At 57.5% G+C, this 19,797-nt stretch carries 23 protein-coding genes and 4 pseudogenes; 15 read left to right on the plus strand and 12 right to left on the minus strand.

The window, feature by feature from the left end:
- Positions 1-571: 571 nt before the first annotated feature.
- From QD357_RS22895 to QD357_RS22910, 4 genes are all read left to right on the plus strand, one after another.
- Positions 572-745 (plus strand): hypothetical protein, encoded by a 174-nt coding sequence (locus tag QD357_RS22895; RefSeq protein WP_414125105.1) that lies wholly within the window; start codon positions 572-574, stop codon positions 743-745.
- A 126-nt stretch (positions 746-871) separates the two neighbouring features.
- Positions 872-1,372 carry a ferritin-like domain-containing protein gene (locus QD357_RS22900; RefSeq protein ID WP_183941176.1) on the plus strand — a complete coding sequence of 167 codons (501 nt, stop codon included), beginning with the start codon at positions 872-874 and terminating at the stop codon, positions 1,370-1,372.
- A 380-nt stretch (positions 1,373-1,752) separates the two neighbouring features.
- Positions 1,753-2,157, plus strand: coding sequence for a divalent metal cation transporter (locus QD357_RS22905; protein ID WP_183941178.1), 405 nt, complete (start codon positions 1,753-1,755; stop codon positions 2,155-2,157).
- Positions 2,158-2,601: 444 nt separating this feature from the next.
- The gene (locus tag QD357_RS22910; protein WP_414125106.1) at positions 2,602-3,696 is read left to right on the plus strand and encodes a PAS domain S-box protein; all 1,095 of its coding nucleotides are present in this window, start codon (positions 2,602-2,604) and stop codon (positions 3,694-3,696) included.
- A 132-nt stretch (positions 3,697-3,828) separates the two neighbouring features.
- Here QD357_RS22910 and QD357_RS22915 read toward each other — a convergent pair whose 3' ends face one another.
- Positions 3,829-4,053, minus strand: a complete 225-nt coding sequence (locus QD357_RS22915) for a hypothetical protein (protein WP_414125107.1) — start codon at positions 4,051-4,053, stop codon at positions 3,829-3,831.
- 153 nt (positions 4,054-4,206) lie between these two features.
- Here QD357_RS22915 and QD357_RS22920 point away from each other — a divergent pair.
- A pseudogene (locus tag QD357_RS22920) lies at positions 4,207-4,520 on the plus strand (chloride channel protein); the annotation flags it as partial.
- 90 nt (positions 4,521-4,610) lie between these two features.
- On the opposite strand, the gene QD357_RS22925 reads toward QD357_RS22920, so the two are convergent.
- The 7 genes and pseudogenes from QD357_RS22925 to QD357_RS22955 form a co-directional block, all read right to left on the minus strand.
- Positions 4,611-5,189 (minus strand): type II toxin-antitoxin system VapC family toxin, encoded by a 579-nt coding sequence (locus QD357_RS22925; RefSeq protein ID WP_183941183.1) that lies wholly within the window; start codon positions 5,187-5,189, stop codon positions 4,611-4,613.
- Entirely contained in the window at positions 5,179-5,475 is a 297-nt protein-coding gene (locus QD357_RS22930; protein ID WP_145637071.1) for a hypothetical protein, read from the minus strand. Before QD357_RS22930 ends, QD357_RS22925 begins: the two co-directional genes overlap by 11 nt.
- Before the next feature lie 216 nt (positions 5,476-5,691).
- Positions 5,692-6,522 (minus strand): hypothetical protein, encoded by an 831-nt coding sequence (locus QD357_RS22935; protein WP_414125108.1) that lies wholly within the window; start codon positions 6,520-6,522, stop codon positions 5,692-5,694.
- A gap of 32 nt (positions 6,523-6,554) precedes the next feature.
- Complete coding sequence (locus QD357_RS22940) at positions 6,555-7,289, minus strand: S1/P1 nuclease (RefSeq protein ID WP_414125130.1); 735 nt, start codon at positions 7,287-7,289, stop codon at positions 6,555-6,557.
- A pseudogene (locus tag QD357_RS22945) lies at positions 7,275-7,427 on the minus strand (DNA polymerase IV); the annotation flags it as partial. The gene QD357_RS22940 and the pseudogene QD357_RS22945, both read right to left, overlap by 15 nt.
- A gap of 9 nt (positions 7,428-7,436) precedes the next feature.
- A pseudogene (locus QD357_RS22950) lies at positions 7,437-7,835 on the minus strand (ATP-dependent DNA ligase); the annotation flags it as partial.
- A gap of 36 nt (positions 7,836-7,871) precedes the next feature.
- Complete coding sequence (locus tag QD357_RS22955; protein WP_183941193.1) at positions 7,872-8,867, minus strand: LacI family DNA-binding transcriptional regulator; 996 nt, start codon at positions 8,865-8,867, stop codon at positions 7,872-7,874.
- A gap of 171 nt (positions 8,868-9,038) precedes the next feature.
- Between QD357_RS22955 and QD357_RS22960 the strand changes: the two genes are divergently transcribed.
- The 8 genes and pseudogenes from QD357_RS22960 to QD357_RS22995 all read left to right on the plus strand — a co-directional run bounded on the left by QD357_RS22960 (position 9,039) and on the right by QD357_RS22995 (position 15,200).
- Complete coding sequence (locus QD357_RS22960) at positions 9,039-9,986, plus strand: sugar ABC transporter substrate-binding protein (protein WP_183941195.1); 948 nt, start codon at positions 9,039-9,041, stop codon at positions 9,984-9,986.
- 126 nt (positions 9,987-10,112) lie between these two features.
- On the plus strand, positions 10,113-11,234 hold the full coding sequence (locus QD357_RS22965) for an ABC transporter permease (RefSeq protein ID WP_183941197.1): 1,122 nt from the start codon (positions 10,113-10,115) through the stop codon (positions 11,232-11,234).
- Positions 11,235-11,236: 2 nt separating this feature from the next.
- A complete protein-coding gene (locus QD357_RS22970) occupies positions 11,237-12,031 on the plus strand; it encodes an ATP-binding cassette domain-containing protein (RefSeq protein WP_183941199.1) in 795 nt (264 codons plus the stop codon).
- 73 nt (positions 12,032-12,104) lie between these two features.
- Positions 12,105-12,908 (plus strand): TIM barrel protein, encoded by an 804-nt coding sequence (locus QD357_RS22975; RefSeq protein ID WP_183941201.1) that lies wholly within the window; start codon positions 12,105-12,107, stop codon positions 12,906-12,908.
- A gap of 41 nt (positions 12,909-12,949) precedes the next feature.
- Positions 12,950-13,942: an inositol 2-dehydrogenase gene (gene iolG, locus QD357_RS22980; protein WP_183941203.1), complete on the plus strand. Its 993-nt coding sequence runs from the start codon at positions 12,950-12,952 to the stop codon at positions 13,940-13,942.
- Between the two features lie 114 nt (positions 13,943-14,056).
- On the plus strand, positions 14,057-14,341 hold the full coding sequence (locus QD357_RS22985) for a MurR/RpiR family transcriptional regulator (protein WP_183941205.1): 285 nt from the start codon (positions 14,057-14,059) through the stop codon (positions 14,339-14,341).
- Positions 14,342-14,537: 196 nt separating this feature from the next.
- Positions 14,538-14,690 (plus strand): annotated as a pseudogene (locus QD357_RS22990) (IS256 family transposase); the annotation flags it as partial.
- Between the two features lie 111 nt (positions 14,691-14,801).
- Positions 14,802-15,200, plus strand: a complete 399-nt coding sequence (locus QD357_RS22995; protein ID WP_183941211.1) for a helix-turn-helix domain-containing protein — start codon at positions 14,802-14,804, stop codon at positions 15,198-15,200.
- Positions 15,201-15,348: 148 nt separating this feature from the next.
- On the opposite strand, the gene QD357_RS23000 is transcribed toward QD357_RS22995, so the two are convergent.
- The 4 genes from QD357_RS23000 to QD357_RS23015 all read right to left on the minus strand — a co-directional run bounded on the left by QD357_RS23000 (position 15,349) and on the right by QD357_RS23015 (position 17,692).
- Positions 15,349-15,858 carry an SRPBCC family protein gene (locus QD357_RS23000; RefSeq protein WP_414125109.1) on the minus strand — a complete coding sequence of 170 codons (510 nt, stop codon included), beginning with the start codon at positions 15,856-15,858 and terminating at the stop codon, positions 15,349-15,351.
- A gap of 61 nt (positions 15,859-15,919) precedes the next feature.
- A complete protein-coding gene (locus QD357_RS23005) occupies positions 15,920-16,258 on the minus strand; it encodes an alpha/beta fold hydrolase (protein WP_414125110.1) in 339 nt (112 codons plus the stop codon).
- A 61-nt stretch (positions 16,259-16,319) separates the two neighbouring features.
- Positions 16,320-16,991, minus strand: coding sequence for an alpha/beta fold hydrolase (locus QD357_RS23010; RefSeq protein WP_414125111.1), 672 nt, complete (start codon positions 16,989-16,991; stop codon positions 16,320-16,322).
- A complete protein-coding gene (locus QD357_RS23015; RefSeq protein WP_183941209.1) occupies positions 16,895-17,692 on the minus strand; it encodes an SMP-30/gluconolactonase/LRE family protein in 798 nt (265 codons plus the stop codon). Before QD357_RS23015 ends, QD357_RS23010 begins: the two co-directional genes overlap by 97 nt.
- 956 nt (positions 17,693-18,648) lie before the next feature.
- Here QD357_RS23015 and QD357_RS23020 point away from each other — a divergent pair.
- The gene (locus tag QD357_RS23020) at positions 18,649-19,146 is read left to right on the plus strand and encodes a histidine kinase (RefSeq protein ID WP_183941381.1); all 498 of its coding nucleotides are present in this window, start codon (positions 18,649-18,651) and stop codon (positions 19,144-19,146) included.
- 74 nt (positions 19,147-19,220) lie between these two features.
- Positions 19,221-19,646, plus strand: a complete 426-nt coding sequence (locus QD357_RS23025) for a hypothetical protein (RefSeq protein ID WP_414125112.1) — start codon at positions 19,221-19,223, stop codon at positions 19,644-19,646.
- Positions 19,647-19,797 lie beyond the last annotated feature (151 nt).

Here is a 19,797-nt window from a genome sequence, read left to right on the forward strand (position 1 = left end):
AAGCCTGGCTCGGCGCTCTCAATATTCCCTGCACGCGACCTCCGTGGAGGCAGTTGCAGGCGATTGATCTCTTGACGAAGAAGGTCGTGTGGCGGCGCCCGATCGGAACAACAAGGGATATGGGCCCGCTTGGATTTCGGCTCCCTTCCGGACTTCCGACGGACGTATTCAGCATGGGTGGAAGCGTTGCGACGCAAAGTGGTTTGATCTTTGTCGTCGCGACCACGGATCAATACATACGGGCTTTTGACGGCAGGATCGGAAACTTCTCTGGAAGTTTGATTTGCCGGCCGGCGGAAACGCCACGCCACTCACCTATCTGGGGTCCGATGAAAGACAAAATGTCGCTATTGCCGCCGGCGGAGATGGCGGCCTGCAATCGCGCAATAGCGATGACATCGTCGCGTTTGTCCTGCCGCGGCAATAGTTGCGCGGGCGGCCAGCGGGATGGCCGCCTCGGCATCGCGTTGACATCGTTTTTTAGAGATCGAGCGGGAACCTAACGATCGAAGCGCGGTTCGCACCACGGGACCGATAACGGTCTCAATCACCAGAACGAGGAGAAAACATCATGGCTTCCCAAGGTGGATCCCACGAACAACATGTCAAGGCTGGCCAGCAGAGCCACAAGAACACCGATACGAAGCAGGCTTCGTCGCAGAACAAGCAGTTGGGCAGCGGTACTCGCGGCGGCTCGCGTGAACAGCATGTAAAGGCCGGCCAGCAAAGCCATAAGAACAGTTGACCGACATGAGGAGAAGGGCCGGGCGCACGCCGGCCTCGCTCCCCAAGCGCGGCCGTTACGAATCGTTTCCCGGTCGCGCTTGCATGTCACCGCAAGCAACTATTCGGAAGAACTGAGGAGAATACAATGGCATCCGAAAAGACATTGAACGATCTGTTCCTGGACACGCTCAGGGACATCTATTATGCCGAAAAGCAGATATTGAAGGCCTTGCCGAAGATGGCCCGCGCAGCGCAGGCCCAGGAAGGCAAGGACGGCTTTCTGCACCACCGCGACGAGACCCAGGGTCATGTCGAGCGGCTGGAGCAAGTGTTCGAACAGCTCGGCAAGCCCGCTCGCGGCAAGACCTGCGAGGCAATCCAGGGCATCATCGCCGAGGCGGATGAGATCATGGAGGAGTTCAAGGGTACGGCAGCCCTTGATGCCGGCCTGTTCTCGTCGGCCCAAGCCGTCGAGCACTATGAAATCGCCCGTTACGGCACGCTGGTCGAATGGGCCAAGCAGCTTGGCCTCAAGGAAGCAGTCCCGCTTCTGCAGCAAACGCTCGAAGAAGAAAAGGCGACCGATCAGAAGCTGACGAAGCTTGCCGAGACGGCCGCCAACGCCAAGGCTAAAAAGGCAGCCTAGTACACGAAACTATCTTGGTGCGTTGCTTAGGCAACGCACCTTCAGGCTCTCAAAGCGAAAGCACATTTACGATCCATTGGTCACGGCCGAAACAGATTCCTTTGTTTGCGTGTCCTGCCGGTCCCACCGACGCAGCAATGAAGCTAACGGGTCCACTGCCTCTAACTTCGCATCGATACGCTCAGGGTGAGCAGCCGGAATTCCATTGATACGGACCAAAATGGAAAATAGAGCCCACGCAAACGTGGTTCGAGGCTGAGAGAATGCACCCTGTTCAGTGTCGCAACGCGTTGACCCAGATTTGCATCTGAGGCTGATCCATCCCGTGGATGAGAACGCTTTGAAAAAACTTATGATATCGACATTCAGGGAGGGCTGCGATGAAATGCAAAACTGTGGGAAATCGTGACGCAAGTGAACACTCCGTCGATGCTGCGAAAGCAATCGAGCCGCTTGCGGGAGGTTTTGCCAAGATCATCATTTTCGCGACTGGCATCATAGGAACGGGTATCTTGGCTGTCCCGGTTCTCGCCGGTTCGGCAGCTTATGCGGTCGGAGAGGCGGCACGCTGGAAGGTGGGACTGTCGCGCGAACCGAGCGAGGCCAAGGCGTTCTACGCGACAGTCGGACTGGCGATGATCGTCGGAATGCTTTTGAACTTCACGCCGATCCCACCGATGAAGGCTTTGTTTTGGAGTGCAGTCATAAATGGCGTGGTCGCCGTTCCCGTCATGGTGATCCTGATGCTGATCGCCTCCAATCACATGTCATCCATGGCGGTTTGAAAGCGTCGGGCTGGGCGTGTTCGTCGCCGTAATAGGCATGGCCGTGACTGCTCCTTACTAGCAACCGTAAGACCGAAGCTGCCGAACGGCTGATCACCGCCCAAGCAGTACGCTCGGACACGCAGAATGCCGAGGCACTAGTGTCGCCTGCTTGGTGACGGCTCCTGCCGACGGACGCAGATGGGCCGACTGGTCGGGCATCCACCAAACTTGGATTCTCGCTTCAGCTTGAAAAGGCTCGTGCTGCGACATATTTTCGGGACACGGAGCGATGCTGTTGGTCCAGTTGGAGGAGGGATTTGGCAAATCTCATATTTCATCGCATAGTCTGGCGGCTGTAATGCTATTCCGATATCCCAAGTCCAGCCTGCTTCCAATCCCAGCAGGTCGGCACTTGGCAAGTGGCTTTCAAGACAGGGCTGCTACCGGTGGAGGTGCGTGGATATGACCCGGGACACAATTGAACCTTGGGATTCGCCATTGACCGCTTTCGAACGAAAGAAAGCGTCGTCGGATTTGGCGATCAACAGCACGTTGGCCGAACACTTCGGGACTTCAGCCCTGTCCGCTGAGGCTTGGCTCGCCGCCATTGTCGAGAGCTCCGACGACGCGATCGTAAGCAAGACCGTCAATGGGATTATTACGAGTTGGAACAAAAGCGCCGAGCGACTTTTCGGCTTTACGGCCGCCGAGGCGGTAGGCCGTCATATCAGCATCATCATTCCAGACGATCGTCTGCATGAAGAAGACACGATCATCGAGCACATTCGCGGCGGCCGACGGATTGAACATTTCGAGACTATAAGGCAGCGCAAGGATGGAACGCTGCTCGATATTTCGCTGACGATTTCACCTGTGCGGGATAAGGACGGCGTCATTGTCGGGGCTTCGAAGATCGCCCGCGATATTTCAGAACGAAAGCGGATGGCGGAGCGGCAGCGGTTATTGCTGCGGGAAATGCACCATCGCATAAAAAATCTGTTCGCCACTGTCTGCGCATTGATTTCCGTTAGCGAACGGTCGAGCGAAACTCAGGGCTCATCTTTTGCCGACGATTTGCGCGCGCGGGTTAGAGCGTTGGCCGCCGCCCAGAATTTTGTGCTGAAAGAGTCCGAAAGCGGATCCGGCGAGCATGGTTCGACAAGTCTCTTTGGTCTCATCGAAGCGATCTTGTCGGCTCACCAAGATAACGATAGCGCTCGAATCGTGCTGAGAGGCCACGACGTTCACGTGGACAGCTCGGCGCTTACGTCGCTTGCTCTGCTTCTGCACGAATTCGCAACGAATGCGATAAAATACGGTTCTCTATCGGTGAGCGAGGGTCGTGTCGAGATCGAGGTCGCTGAGGCCGATAAGCTCGTGCTAACGTGGGCAGAAGTTGGTGGACCTCCTGCACATGTTCCCATTGGCCCCGGCGGGTTCGGATCTGAGCTGGAACGCATGACAATTTCCTCGTTGAGAGGGTCAATCCGTCGCGACTGGCATTCCGACGGGCTTCGCATATTGCTTGAAATCCCGTATCGACATTCGTCCGATTAACTCCGGCCGCTGATCGAGCTAAAGAGCCTGTGTGGTGCAGCACCTCGCTGCCTGCCCGTGGCCCGATCATGCAAACATGCGAGACCTCAAGGCTGAGATAGATGCGCCCCAACCCTGGCTGCGATGCTGCACCTAGCCGAGGAGGTGAAGATTACCCGGACGTGGGAGCGGATGCCCAGCGCGATAGGCGCTGGCGTAGCGGATCGCTTGAGCCAGCTCAGCGGCGCTATATGGCTTGGGAAGCACGCCGATCGCCGAAACGCTGTTTTTGACGGTTTCGGGATTTCCTGTAGCGAAGATCCCAGCATCCTGGTTGACATCGTTGCACGGCTTCTTGGGCTTGCGCTTGAGCGCCATCAGGTCCGTGCTCAAAACCAGAATGAGCATTAACTTCAGGAAGCAGACCAAGGCGTGGAGGGGCTGCGTGGTCCAATGAGTTCTCTCGCTTCTTAATCCTTATTCGGTGCCTCGCAGCGACAACTTTTAACCGACGAAGTTCGCTGATGAAAATTGGGCCGCCGTCTTGCGACGAGCGTAGCTCTCGCAGCAATTCTCGGCATGGCGGGTTATTTTGCGGGAGGGTACAGGCGCCCATGAGCGCTTTTGTTATTATCCCGGAAATGACCGACGACCATCAGGCTGTAATCTCGGTCATGGCCGTGTGCATGATCGGTTACGTGACGTCGCGATTACAGCCGTTTTATTTTGGCCTATCGCGCAACTTCATCGCGGCCGTGATACGGGCGCGTAGAACGATAGAAGTCCACGGCCGTGGGGAGTTCCGCGAGCTTGTCATTTGGGGTGCCGACAATGCTCTTGGTTGAATCTGTGTGACATACCACAATTTAAAGATGTAATTGATAATAGAAATTATGGAGCTCCCGCCATGTAGTGCCCTACATTTGGGTCACCGCTCACAAGCTCATAACCCGGTACAGAATGACCCGTCCGGTTGGCATGATTTGCGAAAGGAAATCAAAATCCCGCACATTACCGGTTAGCACGCTCGCACCCAGCTGCCGCGCTTGTAGGAAAACAAGGGCGTCATTGACGAAACGCCTCTCATGCCCTTCCCTTTTGGGAAGGTTGCTCAACCGAAACAGCAGCCCCGCCAGCACACCCGCCTGTCCCCACATGGCTGCATCCGGAGCATGAAGACGGTGCTCAGGGATGTCGTCTACAGTCTCGGCGATCGTTTCGAGAACCGCTTTGGTGGTGGCATGCTTGGGGTCTAACCGGCCGAAGGCATGGGTCAGCTCCGACAGGCAGATTGCGGAATGGTGGCATAGGCGATACCTCAGCAGTGCATCAACCTCAATCGGCGAGCGTCCCTGTAGCACATCCAGATAGACACTGGTGTCGAGGAACAAGGGTCCGCCGATTGCCGGTTCGTCGGCGACCCATGACAGGTCTTCGTCGAGCCTGCGCTCGAGCGTCCCGACATGCTTCTGTGGTTTTAGTAATCGCAGCGTTTCGGAGAGATCAAACCTCAAGATCGAGATCCGCTGAGATGCTGCCCTTGCGCCCCACCAGCCGCGCGCCGAAATCATCCTCCAGGGCAAGTCGGGAAAGCGCTAGTTCCAGAAGTTCGGTGTCGGAAGTGACATGCGCGCGCTTCTTGGCCGCCTCGATCAATTCGGACGGTACACGTCCCGACAAACGGGTATTCTTCGCAGTGCCGAGAAGGCCGACAGCCTTTGCTTGTTCGAGTACGAGCTTATTGCGGGCCAACGCCACTTTTGCTTCGCTTTCTGCAGCAGTTCGTATCTGAGCACCCATTACAATCTCCTGTGTTGAACATAATGTAGATTGTGTTGAACGACAATGCAAGATTCAATGGAGCCCGGTGAGTTGGGATTCACCGATACCTATCGATCGCTGTCCAACCGAAAGATTACGGGAATGGATTGGTTGCATGCAGATGGAGCCTCGCATTCGCCTCTTGTCACGCGTTGAAGCTCATGGCGCGCCGCCGCAGGGCGTCAACTCGGGGAGCTAGGGGCAAAGAGCGCGCCGTAGCATTGAGATATTGCCGTCGCAAACGCTGAGTTCCGACACGACGGCTCGGAAAAGCAGGTTACGTTTTTGTCCCCACGCGTCCCGGAACGCTTGGCCAACCGCCGAAGCCCATTGAGGTGATCGATTTTCGGCATCACCGACATCCGCAACACCCCCCGCCTCGTTGTAGGACGTGCGCGTGGCGGATACCGGCCTGCCGTAGGAGAACGCCTTCACGGGCGCCTCGAAGGCCGCCGCTGGAGGTCCGCAGGCATTGCCTATCGCATGGGTAGTCTCGGGATAACTTTCCGTTGTTACGCCCACTCCGTGACGAAAGAGAAAGCAATAGGGATCGTCGGGATACTCCCACGTCTTTTCCTGCGCAGGCTCCACAACGTATCCGGCCACCGGAAACTGACCATTCGACGCCGTCCACATGCGTGAAGCCAAGCGGCCGGTACAAGTCGTTAAGTCGATCCTCCCGGCGTCGACGCAGCCATTGACGATCCAACTGCCGAGTTGGTCAGCGCTGGGAAACAGCAGATATGCGGTTGTGGTTACGTATTTTGTTGGGAATTGTGTATCGGTATGCGTACAGGCCTGGACGGGCAGGCCCTGCCACTCCGGAAACTGCTTCGGGTCTGCGTCGGTGCAGTTCTGCCTCATGTACTGGCCATCATGGTGCTTGTCGCTGACGTGCGTCCCCAGCCAAGCGGCGATCCGTTTCTGCAAGATCGCGGGCAACTCTTCAGGGGCCTTCGCCGAAGCCGTCGAGGCAATGGCGATGGCGATAAAGCAGCTTGCCACGAGTCTCGACAATGTTGCCATTCAACCAGATCTCCTGCCAAATCCATCGCTTCTCAACCAATCCACGCCACCAGCCTCACCAGTTCACGGCCAAACCGTGTTGAGCAATTGCGCCAGACGAACCCCGCCTTGATCAACTGGCCGCGCTTTATCTGGTTTTCATCTTGAACGTGGAGGGCGGGATCTTCGAAGCTGATCGGCCATTTGCCGGTGGCCAGCTTGGCGCCATATTCGGCGTCAGCGAAAATCAGACGCGAATTCATGATCCCTTCAGATGCCCAGGCCTCTATCCACTTGTCCGCCGGTCCCGCCGTCACTGGGACGAGCCGCGCGTCGCTAACCATCTGTGTCTTTTGGGCCGCCGAATAATCGGGTATCGAGTCCCACTCTGAGTGAAGATTTCCTGCCCCCGTGACCAGATCATTGCCGCCGCGGTTCTCAGTGGCCGGATCATAGGTTCCCGCATCAGGGTCGACCACCTTTCCATCCGCGTCGAAATAGACCGATCCGACATGCAACGGCTGATGCATGTCGCCAATGAGGTGAGCCAGGATAAAAATGGCTTCCTTTTTGTCCTTTATCGAAAAGCTAGATGGTGATGGCATGCCTCTTAGCACCGCTATTGCAGCGTTGGCAGCGTGGACAATGTCATGTTTTGCGGCCCCGATCCGATCGTCGGCATAGCCATTGCGCTGTATGGCGATATCGGCAAAATGATAGCTCTCGTGGCACCCGCGAGTGCCGCTCGAATAGACACAGTTCGACCAGTTACGGCTTACGGCCGGCAATGGTGCGGGAACCGTCTTACTGCGGGTGATCTGGTTGAAGTCGGCATATTTGACCTCGAGGGTCACCGTCTTGGCGCCGATCCCATTGGCCTCGCAATAACCCCACACCTTTTCGATCAGCGGCTGAAGGCCATCGCGCGGATTTCGCTAGTCGAGCCGAAAGACGTCGGCATTGTCCTGGCGTTCTCGCAGACCCTTGTAGGACGGATGTCGCAGTTTGCCGTCAGCCGTCCAGGCCCGAAACTCGATCTCGGCGATCAGGGTCGGCTCGACCCAGACAACGTCAGCACCTCCGGAATAGGGCAGGGGCGGTTGCTTCGGCTTCCAGCGCAGCTTGTCGAGCATCTTCCTCAGCCGAACGGCCTCTGCTTCCTTAAAACCCGTCCCTACACTTCCGACGTGGACGAGATCGGCTCCGCGATAGGCGCCGAGCACCAACAAGCCGAAACCAGCGGAAAACACCGACGACATCTCATAACCGACAATGAAGAAGGCCTCGCTCTGCACGCATTTGACTTTCCCCCAATCTCCGGTTCGGCCTGAGCGGAGTCCAACAAAGGATGATCATTTCGTGTGGGCAGTTCAGGCTGACAATCTGCGAATAAATCGGCCTGGAAAGACGATTGTCTCAGATGCACGCTCTCCTGTGATCATGCCGACAATGGCATCGATCATCTTGTCGGTGGGCTGTTCGTAGCTCGTCAGTCCATAGGCAGGAACTCCGCCAAGTTCGATATTATCGAAGCCGACGACCGCTAGCTCTTGGGGGACGGCGAGAGCGAAGTCGCTTCTGGCGACATCCAATGCTCCAAGCGCCAGAATGTCGTTCTCACACATTAGGACATCAACCCGCGATCTGGGCGCAGCACTGCTCAAATAAATCCGGGCTGCTTCCGCGCCGGCCTGCGCGCTGTATCTTTCTGCGGTCAATTCAACGACGTTTTCAACGCCCTTTTGTCGCCAGAAATTTGCATAGTGATGGCGCCTCCCAAGCGCTGTCGAAAGGGTCCTCGCTCCCATCATGAAGCCGGGACGGCGGTATCCCTTGTTGAATAAATACTCGACGATCTCGCTGAGAGCGAGTTCGGTGTCGCACGCGATTGCAGGTACGCCGGGGATTTGGCTGTCTCTGGCAAGGACAAACATTGGAGGGAGGCCTGGACCAAGCCTGCGATCGCCCAGCGTTTCCTCGCGAAAGGCGGTACCGAACAGGATCACGGCGTCGAACTGTCGTTGATCGGCATTGATCAGCGCGTGAACGTGATCGAAATTTCGATTGATGTTGATCAATACGGTCAACAGCCCCTCCGCCTGCAGGCGCTCGGTCAACATCTCCAAAACGGGGAGCTTGTGCGGATTGGCAAAGTCGTCGACGAAGACGGCAACTTGATGCGTGGTGTTGGTTGCAAGGCTGCGAGCGAGCAGGTTGGGCGAATAGTTCAGCGCCTCTGCTGCCTGAAGGACCTTTTGCCGGCTGGCGTCCGTAATGGAAGCACCAGGTGTGAATGCACGGATCACCGTCCATTTCGATACGCCGGCGACTTCTGCCACCTCTCTCGCCGTTGCCCGCTTGCGCATTCTCGTCTCCTCCCGATGGAATGAATATTCCATAAAAAATAAAAATGGAATGGATGCTTGATTTTTGTCGACAATAAAGTAATTTTACCAGGCTTGCTACCGGGTGCAAAAGGAGTGCAACCGGTAGCATCTTAGGTTCCGCATAAGGCGGACTGTTTTTGGGAGGGTAAAATGAAACTAGGTTTGAAATCGCTTCTTACAGGCGCCGCCGTCGTTGTTGCACTGGCGTGCTCTTCGGCAATTGTCAGCGCGGCGGACATTCGCATCGTCGCCGTCACCCATGGCCAGGCCAATGACCCATTTTGGTCCGTGGTCAAGAACGGCGTCAACGCGGCCGCCAAGGACGTCGGTGTCAGCGTTGACTATCGCGCACCGGAAACATTTGACATGGTATCGATGGGGCAACTCATCGACGCTGCCATCAATCAGAAGCCTGACGGGCTTATCGTCTCCATTCCGGACGCCTCGGCGCTCGGCCCGTCCATCAAGAAGGCCGTGGCCGCTGGCATACCGGTCATCTCCATCAATTCCGGCTCGGACGTATCCAAGGAGCTTGGTGCACTTCTGCATGTCGGCCAGGACGAATACACTGCGGGCAAGGCCGCCGGTGCGAAGCTGCATGAGCTCGGCGGCAAGGAAGGTCTATGCGTCAACCAGGAGGTGGGCAATGTCGCGCTTGATTTGCGCTGCAAGGGCTTTGCCGACGGCTTTGGCGGCAAGGTGACGGTTCTGCCCGTGAGCAATGATCCCGCAGACGTCCGGGCGAAGGTCAAGGCGGCGCTGAGTTCGAATGCCTCCGTCGATACCATCATGGCGCTCGGCGCCGGTACCGCCGGCGAGCCGTCGCTCGCGGCTGTTGAGGACGTCGGTATGACCGGCAAGATCAAGGTGGCGACCTTCGACCTTTCGGCAGATTTCCTGAAGGCCGTGGCCGCTGGCAAAGCAGCCTTTGCGATCGATCAGCAGCAGTTTCTTCAAGGCTATCTGCCCGTCGTATTCCTGGCCAACTACGCCAAATACGGGCTGATCCCGGGGGGTAACGTCCCATCCGGCCCGAACCTGATCACCAAGGAAAAGGCGGCCCAGGTCGTAGATCTTTCCGCCAAGGGCATTCGCTGAACAGAATTGCCGAAAGGCATTCTCCCAGAATCTCCTCCCCTGAACGGGGGAGGGGGTTTGGCTGACAGAGCGCGGTGCCGAGCGAGCGCCGCCATTACCCTAAATTACAATTCCGTGGGAGGAGTTATGGCTTCGCTTGAGCAAAAGGCGGCGGCTGCGCCGAAGACCGATGAGCGCGTCAAACAGGTGAGTTTTCTGACGCATATGATGCGCCGGCCCGAGCTTGGTGCCGTAGCTGGCCTTGTACTGGTCATCCTCTTTTTCTTTCTCACCGCCGATTCAACAATGTTTTCCCTTTCAGGCGTGATGACCATCATGGCCCCGGCGTCGCAGCTGGGGATTCTCGCCATCGCGGCTGCGCTTCTGATGATCGGTGGCGAGTTTGATCTTTCGATCGGCTCGATGGTCGCCTTTGCGGGGCTGGTCTTCGGTGTCATCCTGACGAATTTCGGTCAGCCGCTTTCGGTTGCCATCGTGATGACGATGCTCTTTGCGGCGTTTATGGGGGCGATCAATGGGCAGATCGTCATTCACACGCGTCTTCCATCCTTTATTGTGACGCTGGCATTTCTCTTCATCCTGCGCGGCCTGACGCTCGTCGGCCTGAAGTGGGCGACCGGCGGCTCCACGCAGCTTCGCGGCATCGGCGACCATGTGAAGGACAGTCCGCTGCTCGGGCTCTTTTCCGGCGATGCACTGAAGAGCCTATTCGTCTGGCTTGCAGATCACGATGTGATCGACAAGTTCCCCAATGGCCTGCCGAAGGTCACGGGCATCCCGGTATCGGTCTTGTGGTTCGTTGCACTTGCATTGGCGGCGACCTGGGTCCTCCTGCGCACTCGCATGGGCAACTGGATCTTTGCCGCTGGTGGTGATCCCAATGCGGCAAGAAATTCTGGCGTCCCGGTCCATCGGGTGAAGACGGGGCTGTTCGCGTTGACGGCGTGTGCCGCGGCGCTAGTCGCCATCATCACCGTCCTGGATGCGGGTTCGACTGACGCCAGACGCGGCTTTCAGAAAGAGTTCGAGGCGATCATCGCCGCCGTCATTGGCGGGTGCCTACTCACAGGTGGCTATGGTTCGGCGATCGGCGCCTTCTTCGGCGCGATCATCTTCGGCTCGGTTTCCATCGGCCTGACCTATACAAAGTTCGACTCAGACTGGTTCCAGGTCTTCCTCGGCTCGATGCTGCTGCTGGCTGTCCTCTTCAACAATTTTATCCGCCGCAAGGTTACCGGGGAGCGCTGATCATGCCAGACGTCAATAACCGAACGCCGATCATCGAAGTGACCGACATTGTCAAGCACTACGGCTCCGTGATCGCTCTCAACGGCGTGTCGATGCAAGTTTCGGCCGGCGAGGTGCTTTGTCTCCTCGGCGACAATGGAGCGGGCAAATCCACTCTGATCAAGACGCTCTCCGGTGTCGTCCGGCCGAGCGGCGGCGTGTTCCGGGTGGAAGGCAAGCCGGTCGATTTCCGCAGTCCGCGAGACGCACTCGATGCCGGGATCGCGACGGTCTACCAGGATCTTGCAATGATCCCGCTGATGTCGATCACCCGTAACTTCTTCATGGGCCGGGAGCCTCGCAAAGGGATTTTCCCTTTCCGTCACTTCGACCTCACGCACTGCAACGAAGTCACGCGTGAAGAGATGCGCAAGATCGGCATCGATATCCGCGATCCCAATCAGGCGGTGGGCACTCTGTCTGGAGGCGAACGCCAATGCGTTGCGATTGCACGCGCGGTCTATTTCGGTGCCAAGATCCTCATTCTCGATGAGCCTACCTCAGCGCTCGGCGTGGCTCAAACCTCGATGGTGCTGAAATATATCCACCAGGTCCGGCAGAACGGGCTGGGCGTCATTTTCATTACCCACAATGTCCGCCACGCCTATGCCGTGGCGGACCGCTTCACCATCCTCAATCGCGGCCAGACGCTCGGCACCTTTGCCAAGGCCGAGATCGCGATGGATGAGCTGCAGAACCTGATGGCGGGCGGCAAGGAGTTGCAGCAACTGTCTGAAGAGCTCGGCGGCACGATCTAGCTCCGCTTATCCTGCGGCGCCCGCTGGCTTTGGCAGGCTGCCGCATTCTCAATCATCAAACATGGAAATGGTCATGAACGACGATCCGTCGAATACCCCATCCCCTTTCAAGCTCGCCGTCTGCGCCGAGATGGTCTTCAAGTCGCTTCCGGTCGTCGACAGGCTGAAGCGCATCACCGAACTCGGCTTTCACGCCGAAATCTGGGATTGGACCCAACACGACATCGCCGCGCTTGCGCGATCGGGAGCGGTCTTCTCGTCGATGACGGGCTACGTGACCGGCAGGCTCGCCGATGAAGAGGGCGCCGACGAATTGCTGCGGACTGCGAGGCAATCGATCCCGATCGCCAGGGAGATCAACTGCCCACGCCTCAACCTGCATGGTACCGGTCTCGACGGCCAGGGTCTTCCGGTGGTCAAGGCCGACAAGGTGACGGGTGCCATGTGGCTCAAGGCGCGCGATACCCTTAACCGCATCGCCGACCTCGGCGAACAAGAAGGCGTCACCTTCGTGCTCGAAAACCTCAATGAAACCGTCGATCATCCCAAGACACCTTTTGCCAAGGCTGAAGACACGCTTGCGCTCGTCTCGTCGGTGAACCGACCGGCATTGAGGCTCAATCTCGATCTTTATCACGCACAAATCGGCGAAGGAAACCTGATCGAATTATGCCGGCGCGCTCTTCCCTATATCGGCGAAATCCAGGTGGCGGATGTGCCCGGTCGTATGGAACCGGGGACGGGCGAGATCAACTACAAGGCAGTTGCCCGTGCGCTCAAGGATATGGGGTATCGCGGCGCGATCGGCATGGAGGCTTGGGCCTCGGGCGATGACGAGATGGCTCTTTCCCGCTTCCGTGACGCCTTCACGGTTTGAAGATTCGATAGCCAACGCTTACACATCATGGAGCAATATTGATGATCAGATTTGGATTGATCGGCGCCGGCCGGATAGGCAAGGTGCATGCCGCGACCATCGCGGCGAACCCGAAGGCGAAGCTCGCCTATGTGGCGGATGCTTTCAGAGCATCGGCAGAGACTCTCGCAGCGCAGACCGGCGCCGAGGTTGCCGACGCGGAGGACGTCATCAGGTCCCCGAACGTCGATGCAATCCTTATCGCGACGCCGACCCCGAGCCACGCAGATCTCATCGAGGCGGCTGCGAGAGCCGGCAAGGCAATCCTTTGCGAAAAGCCGGTGTCACTTTCGGTCGAACGCATCAATACCTGCCTCGACGTCGTTGAGAAAAACAGGTCGACCTTGATGATCGGCTTTAATCGCCGCTTTGACCCGAACTTCGCGAGTTTGGAAGCACGCCTTCGCCGTGGCGATGTCGGCGCCATTGAGATCGTGACGGTCACCAGCCGGGACCCCGCGCCGCCGCCTGCCGACTACGTAAAGTCCTCCGGCGGTCTGTTCCGTGACATGATGATCCACGACTTCGATATGGCTCGCTTTCTCATGGATGAGGAATTCGTCGTTGTGAACGCGCTTGGGTCGTCTCTCGTCGACAAGGCAATCGGCGCCGAGGGGGACGTGGATACCGCCGCAGTGCAGATGCAGACGGCTTCGGGCCGCATTGCTGTCATCACCAATTCGCGTCGGGCGACTTATGGATACGACCAGCGCATCGAAGTGCATGGCGCAGCCGGTATGCTTGCAGCGAAGAATATCGCCGCCACGAGCGTCGAACTTTCCAACGCGAACGGCGTCAGCGGTGATCCCGTTCAACATTTCTTTCTCGAGCGCTACGCCCAGGCCTACGCCAACGAGATCAATGCTTTCATCGATGCGATCGACACGGGTACTCGATCACTGAGACCCGGTGGCCCTGATGGACTTCAGGCGCAGAAACTGGCGGAAGCCGCAACGGTAAGCTGGCAGACAGGCAGACCAGTTCAGGTGGCCTAACGGTCGCACGCGGTGCGGCCAAGCTTCATTGCCGCATCGCTGTTCTTTCCACGGACCTCCGGCTTATTGCCGGTAATTGCAATCACCAACAATGCGTTTTGGAGAGTGCGTGCAATGCTAAAAAATGAGCAAGCCCCTCCTGCGAGCATACAGGAGCTTAAATTCAAGATCGCCAAGCGGCAAATTACCTTTCCAACTACCCTCGAGCGGCTCGCCAGGCAGATGATTGAGCGGCCGGAAATCGTAGCGTTCGAGAGCGCCGCAGCGGTCGCGCGCCACTTCAAGGTCTCTCAAACAACGGTTCATCGTCTTGCGCACCAAATGGGGTTTCGAACATTTCGCGACTTTCGCGCGATGATCAGGGAGAATTTGCGCCTAGTATCTTCCAAAATCGATTAGCGCGCGGGATCTCCGGACGGACTTCGGACTCGGCATCTTCGCGCAAACAAATGAGCGCGGCTTTTCAGTTCCAATTCGTTCCCGATTTCTGACCTTCACATGGATCAGTTTACCGGTTTCGCAGTTGCCACGCTAACTCGAAAGACGACTGCCCGAAGACAAAGAAAGGTTGGTGTGGCCGCTAGGACGTCATCAGATGCGGTCGGATGAGAACAGCGCTGATGCGGATTTGTTGCGCGAGATGATCGGCTTTGCCGCTGAACCGTTGGAGGTCATTTTGGCCACGGGTGCTGAATTCGACGAGCAGAACCCGCTGCGACCTCAAATTGAACAAACCCGAGTCGGCGCGGACGCCGACGGTCGTCGCTTGCGATCAGCCCCGCACCCCGAACGGCTTCGGGTGCCTCGTGGAAGGAGTTTTGAAGACGGTCCCCGTGTGAACAGTGGAAAGGGAGAGACGATGAAGCGAGACGATGCCGTAAAGCAACCAGACGGGATCGATCTGGAGGTGGGCCGTCGCCTTCGACTTCAAAGAAAACTTCTCGGCATGTCACAACTAGGCCTGGCCTCTGGTCTAGGTATATCTTTCCAGCAGGTCCAAAAATACGAACGCGGCGCTAACCGGATCGGTGCGAGCCGCCTTGCTCAGATCGCCAATATCTTAAAGGTCGATGTCTCGTACTTCTTCAGTGATACACGCGTGATCGGGGACATCGGCGCCGACGCGGGTGACATAACAAGTTTTGTGGCGACGCCGGAGGGCGTTTCCCTCAATCGATCTTTTCAGAAGATCCCAAACGCGCAAACCAGAAAGAGCCTGGTGAGCCTTATCCGAGCAATCGCTGAAGATGACAGATGAACACAGCCCGCCCGGATATCGCCAAGCACGTTTTCAGGTCCAGGGTGTCGATCAAAATGGTGATACTGTTTGGCGGAGGAAGCTCCAGCGATCCGACGTCTCCAGCTTTTTCGATCAGCGGCCACTCTGTATGTCGCTTTCATGACCCTCACGCCCTCGCGACCAGGCTGAGGAGCAGTTCGTCCAACTGTTCGAACTGCTCGGGCATGCAGCCCTCCATCCCTGAGAAGGCTTCATCGAGAGCTTCCTTCGAGGGATAGAGTTCGTGTAGGACCAGCAGAGTCTTGTCGCCTTTTGCCTCGAATATCACCGTGGTCACCGCAGCGTCCGCACTTTCCTCATTCGTCCAAACCAGGCGGGCGTTCGGTATCACCTCGACGTACTTGCCGAAAAACGCCGTAGCGCTTGAAGCATCGCTGCCAAACTCCACACTGTAACCTCCTCCGACACGAACATCCATCTCGCAGGAGAGCATGGGCACGCCCGTCGACTTCGGCGCCCACCACCGTATGAACAGTTCGGGTTTGATCCATGCCTCATAGACGATGCGCGCCGGACCGTCGAAGGTCCTCGTAACGAGGAGCTGGCAATGGGATCTCCGTTCGATCGTCGTGCGGTTGTTCATGGGGGTGGCTTCATTCTCTGTTCGTTGGCCCATCGAATCTCTCCTTCCGTTTCTATTCGGCAGACGCTTCAGATTGTCGTTTCGGTTCACAGGATTAACCGGAATGAGACGCTGCATCGCTAAAGAATTCGGCCAGCTCCTCGGCCGTTTCCGTGGGGTTCTCTTCAGGAGAGAGGTGGCCTCCAGGCATGGCATGGCCGACGAGCTTGTCCGCCAATTGTCGCCATAACACCAACGGTCCCCCTTCCTCGGCATACCACGTAGCCACAGCGCCGGTTCCACTCCAAAGAGCCATGAGTGGGCAACTAATCCGGTGTCCGAAGATTTGGTCCCGCATATCATGCTGGCGATCGACGCCTGCTGCAGCACGATACTCCTCGCAGATCGCGTGCACACGTTCCGGATTTCTGAGCGCTTCCCTGAGCGCTTCCATGTATGCCTCTCTGATCTCCGGCGGGAACACCGCGGCGCAAGACCCCCAGCCAGTGAGCGCGTCATCGACGACAGCCCCCGGTGCGCAAGCGATCAGCCTTTCCGGCAACGGTTCTGCTTGCGCAAGCAGGAGCCACCGCCAACGCCAGGGCAAATCGGTCACCAGCTCGATCCCACACATTCGCGGTAGGAACGATATCGAGAACGGCAAGCTTTCTGATCGCCGCGGGGTGATCGAGCGCCACACGATAAGCCACGCGCCCCCCTCGGTCGTGACCGGCGATCATAAACTCGCTGAAGCCGAGCTTGGCCATATCCTCCACCATCTCGGCGGCCATAACCCGTTTTGAATAGGGCAGGTGATCGGGGGCGGACGTAGGACTAGCGCTGGCGCCGTATCCGCGTACGTCGGCACAGATGACGGTGAACTCGGAGGCAAGCAGAGGAGCGACCTCGCGCCACATGAGGTGGATTTCGTGGAAGCCGTGCAGTAACAGGACCGGCGGACCGTTCCCGACAATGGTAGTGAATATACACCCGCCTGATAGGGAAACTGATTGCGCGCGGCTGTGGTTCGACACTTCACTTCTCCTTGCAGGTTCGTCACTCGAGCGCTCAAATGCGAGAATGCGGGAGCTCAATTGAACGGCCAGCCGGCCCCGGCAACGCTCACGTCGACGGAAACGATTTGGCCGGTGCCGGCCATCTCGCTCATCTTGTTCATGCCAAACCATTGTGCTGTGGTGAGGAAAAGGGTGGACCGATCCTCGCCGCCGAGCATGCAGGCGAAAGCACCCCGGTCTACCTTGACCTCGTCAAGCACGTCGCCGCCTTCTCGTACCCGGCGACAGTAGGCATTAGGGACATCCGCGTACCAGACGGCACCCTCGCCGTCGAAACATATCCCGTCCGGCGGTCCATGAAGCTCTGCCCAGATCCGCCGGTTTGAAAGGCGCCCGTCAGCCGCCACATCAAAAGCGGTCAGCTGCCTGCCCCAGCTTTCCGCGCAGATCAGGGTGTGACCATCAGCGGATAGTGCCATTCCGTTTGGAAACTGAAATCCTTCGGCCTGTTTCTCAACGCTGCCGTCCGGCCGGACCAACATGATCGCTGGTCCGTTGACGTAGATCCTTCCCGCAACGTCGATGACGATTTCGTTCCACGCGCCGGAGCATAGCGTGGCGTATTCTTTCAAGCCCTTTCCGTCGAAACGCATGAGCGATGAGGAACCGGACTGGACCACGAAGAGGTCGTTGTCCGGGCCGAAATCGAATGACAACGGTGGAGCTTGCGCCGGGAGGACGAGCCGCGATCGGTTTCCTTCTTCAAGGACCCGGATCTCGCCACTGGTCCAATCGGCAAACCAGAGCGCGCCTCGATGCCAACGTGGGCATTCGACAAGTCCTCTTCCCTTCAACAAAACATGGGCGGGCATGTACGTCTCCTTGGTCCGCTGCACCTGCAGAGGACGTACGACTTTCGAGCGCGCCGACAATCTGGAAAAGAAATTTTGCGTTTTCGCGGAAGACGGCCCGCGCCGATAGCCGCCAACGCTGGTGTGGCGTACTCCGGCTTCGGACGGCTCGGCAACGTAGTACTTTCGTCCTTTGTGTCCCGTGGTGTCGTTTGGCACTTAAACGTAAGAATTAGGCGGTTCCGGCAGAATCCGGCATTTAAAGTGAGACCTGCCGGCGTGAAGTGGAGCCGGCAACGACTACGAAATGAGCAGCAACCTTACGATTTATAAAAGTCTCGCAAGAGAACCGTTCGCACCAGATGCCAGGACGTAATCTCAAATTAAGTGGCAATGGCCCGGATCAAATCTCAAATTAAATGCCAAACCTCACGTTATATGCTGGTCTAGCTAACTAAATGATTTTGTTGGAGGCGCAGTCTTACGATTAAATGCAAAGCGACACCTGGTTCGATGCGGCGCCTGTATGTCCTGCTGCACTTCAGACTTGTTCGGAACAAGGTGAAGGCAAGGTCTGAAAACTAGACCAACCGGGCGCGGCAAGCTTTGTCGCTCCAATGCTCAGCGACGTGAAAGGACAGGATATGCGTGCGCTGCCGTCATCGCCGAAGACGTCGCACCGGCGCGCCGGCGATGAGAACGAGGTTAGATCCAATGCCAGCGAACCCAACTTTGATCTCTACCACGATCGGCGATTTCGTTCTCATCCATCCGGGGGAATGACTCGGTAATGAGCGGAGCCGGCTTTCCTTGTCACAGAAGCATGTCGACCGCCGACGATATTACTGCGAACCGCACCAGAAATGGTCCGATCGACTGCACAGGGATTAAGAGTCTTTTCGGCATATGGGAGCATCATCGTACGGCAGTTGCGCCCCGCAACGCCGACGTCACTAATCTTCTAATCAGGACCTGTCATGAAACATACGCTTTTGGTCGCGGCTCTCGCGATGTCCTTTCCGATGTTTGCTCATGCCGAGACGCTGCAGTTTCCAAGTGAAGAGCCGATAGCTGAGGTGTCTATCCCGCACAGCTGGGGACCGAAGGAAACTGAAACCGGAATTGATGCAACCTCGCCAGATTCCGCCATCTATTTTTCGATCGATATCGCAAACGATGCAACCATGGACAAGACGGTCGACGACGCTGTCGATTTCCTCGTCAAGAATGGCGTGAATATCGATGCGAAGAGCAAGCATGAGTTTCCTGACACGACCCTAAACGGCATGAAGCTCGGCCATCTCGAGTGGGACGGCACCGATAAGGACGGCCCGGTGCATGTGCAACTCGCATTTGCGCAGCCGTCCGAACACAAGATGCTGGTCATCACCTATTGGGGCTCGACGGAAAACGAGGCCAAGCATGATGACGCGGTCAGTGGGATTATCTCATCCCTGAAGCCGATCAACGACTGATCACGGATCGGAGCGCCGGCCTCAGCCGGCGCCCCGAGTACAATCGAACCGTTCCCCGACCTCGAAAGGGCAAGATGCGCACGACCCTTATCACCGTGTTTCTCGCAGCAATCTCCAGCGCTGCCTGCTTTTCATCCGCAATGGCGGCAGACCATTACTCAGCAAGCAGCAACACTGCCATGAGCATTACCGGCGACGTCGATATGGATGATGCCGGGATCACCTTCGAGAACGGCAAGGAGCTTACCTTCTCGGATTTGATCGCAGACAATTTGGTAGTCGATGGCAAGCGCGTGCCGGGATCGGTTTACCGCGTCGCGCAGCCGCTTGATCCGGAATTGAAGAACGGCAACCGTCTTTGCGGCACAGGCAAGGTCACCTATCTCGCCACGTGGAGCGACGGCGACGGCTCCACGGCGATCGCGGTGTTCACCGGTTCGAGGCCGCCGCGAAGCGACGACGAGAGCTGTGCCACCTATAGCTACCAGGACCAGGAGTAAGATTTTTTCTAGCACGCAAGGACCGGGCTTCAACCCCGCGATTGGTGGAGGCCTGCAAAGAGTGACTGGAGGTTGGAGCAGGGCAGGTCGAGAGGCCCTCAGACCCTTAGGCTCGCTCTTTGGCGACTTTGATGATCGTGCGTGACGAGAA

The organism is Rhizobium sp. BR 317 (assembly GCF_047445835.1).
Taxonomy (GTDB): domain Bacteria; phylum Pseudomonadota; class Alphaproteobacteria; order Rhizobiales; family Rhizobiaceae; genus Rhizobium; species Rhizobium paranaense.

Excerpts from the sequence above, each read along its gene's own strand:
- QD357_RS22915 (WP_414125107.1), bottom strand. The coding sequence starts at position 4,053 with ATGGCGCTCAAGCGCAAGCCCAAGAAGCCGTGCAACGATGTCAACCAG.
- QD357_RS22995 (WP_183941211.1), top strand. The coding sequence starts at position 14,802 with ATGAAGCGAGACGATGCCGTAAAGCAACCAGACGGGATCGATCTGGAG.
- QD357_RS23010 (WP_414125111.1), bottom strand. The coding sequence starts at position 16,991 with ATGGTTTGGCATGAACAAGATGAGCGAGATGGCCGGCACCGGCCAAAT.
- QD357_RS22905 (WP_183941178.1), top strand. The coding sequence starts at position 1,753 with ATGAAATGCAAAACTGTGGGAAATCGTGACGCAAGTGAACACTCCGTC.
- QD357_RS23015 (WP_183941209.1), bottom strand. The coding sequence starts at position 17,692 with ATGCCCGCCCATGTTTTGTTGAAGGGAAGAGGACTTGTCGAATGCCCA.
- QD357_RS22985 (WP_183941205.1), top strand. The coding sequence starts at position 14,057 with ATGCTAAAAAATGAGCAAGCCCCTCCTGCGAGCATACAGGAGCTTAAA.
- QD357_RS22910 (WP_414125106.1), top strand. The coding sequence starts at position 2,602 with ATGACCCGGGACACAATTGAACCTTGGGATTCGCCATTGACCGCTTTC.
- QD357_RS22970 (WP_183941199.1), top strand. The coding sequence starts at position 11,237 with ATGCCAGACGTCAATAACCGAACGCCGATCATCGAAGTGACCGACATT.
- QD357_RS23005 (WP_414125110.1), bottom strand. The coding sequence starts at position 16,258 with ATGGAAGCGCTCAGGGAAGCGCTCAGAAATCCGGAACGTGTGCACGCG.
- QD357_RS22975 (WP_183941201.1), top strand. The coding sequence starts at position 12,105 with ATGAACGACGATCCGTCGAATACCCCATCCCCTTTCAAGCTCGCCGTC.
- QD357_RS22900 (WP_183941176.1), top strand. The coding sequence starts at position 872 with ATGGCATCCGAAAAGACATTGAACGATCTGTTCCTGGACACGCTCAGG.
- QD357_RS22965 (WP_183941197.1), top strand. The coding sequence starts at position 10,113 with ATGGCTTCGCTTGAGCAAAAGGCGGCGGCTGCGCCGAAGACCGATGAG.
- QD357_RS22955 (WP_183941193.1), bottom strand. The coding sequence starts at position 8,867 with ATGCGCAAGCGGGCAACGGCGAGAGAGGTGGCAGAAGTCGCCGGCGTA.
- QD357_RS23000 (WP_414125109.1), bottom strand. The coding sequence starts at position 15,858 with ATGGGCCAACGAACAGAGAATGAAGCCACCCCCATGAACAACCGCACG.
- QD357_RS23025 (WP_414125112.1), top strand. The coding sequence starts at position 19,221 with ATGCGCACGACCCTTATCACCGTGTTTCTCGCAGCAATCTCCAGCGCT.
- QD357_RS23020 (WP_183941381.1), top strand. The coding sequence starts at position 18,649 with ATGAAACATACGCTTTTGGTCGCGGCTCTCGCGATGTCCTTTCCGATG.
- iolG (WP_183941203.1), top strand. The coding sequence starts at position 12,950 with ATGATCAGATTTGGATTGATCGGCGCCGGCCGGATAGGCAAGGTGCAT.
- QD357_RS22895 (WP_414125105.1), top strand. The coding sequence starts at position 572 with ATGGCTTCCCAAGGTGGATCCCACGAACAACATGTCAAGGCTGGCCAG.
- QD357_RS22960 (WP_183941195.1), top strand. The coding sequence starts at position 9,039 with ATGAAACTAGGTTTGAAATCGCTTCTTACAGGCGCCGCCGTCGTTGTT.
- QD357_RS22930 (WP_145637071.1), bottom strand. The coding sequence starts at position 5,475 with ATGGGTGCTCAGATACGAACTGCTGCAGAAAGCGAAGCAAAAGTGGCG.
- QD357_RS22935 (WP_414125108.1), bottom strand. The coding sequence starts at position 6,522 with ATGGCAACATTGTCGAGACTCGTGGCAAGCTGCTTTATCGCCATCGCC.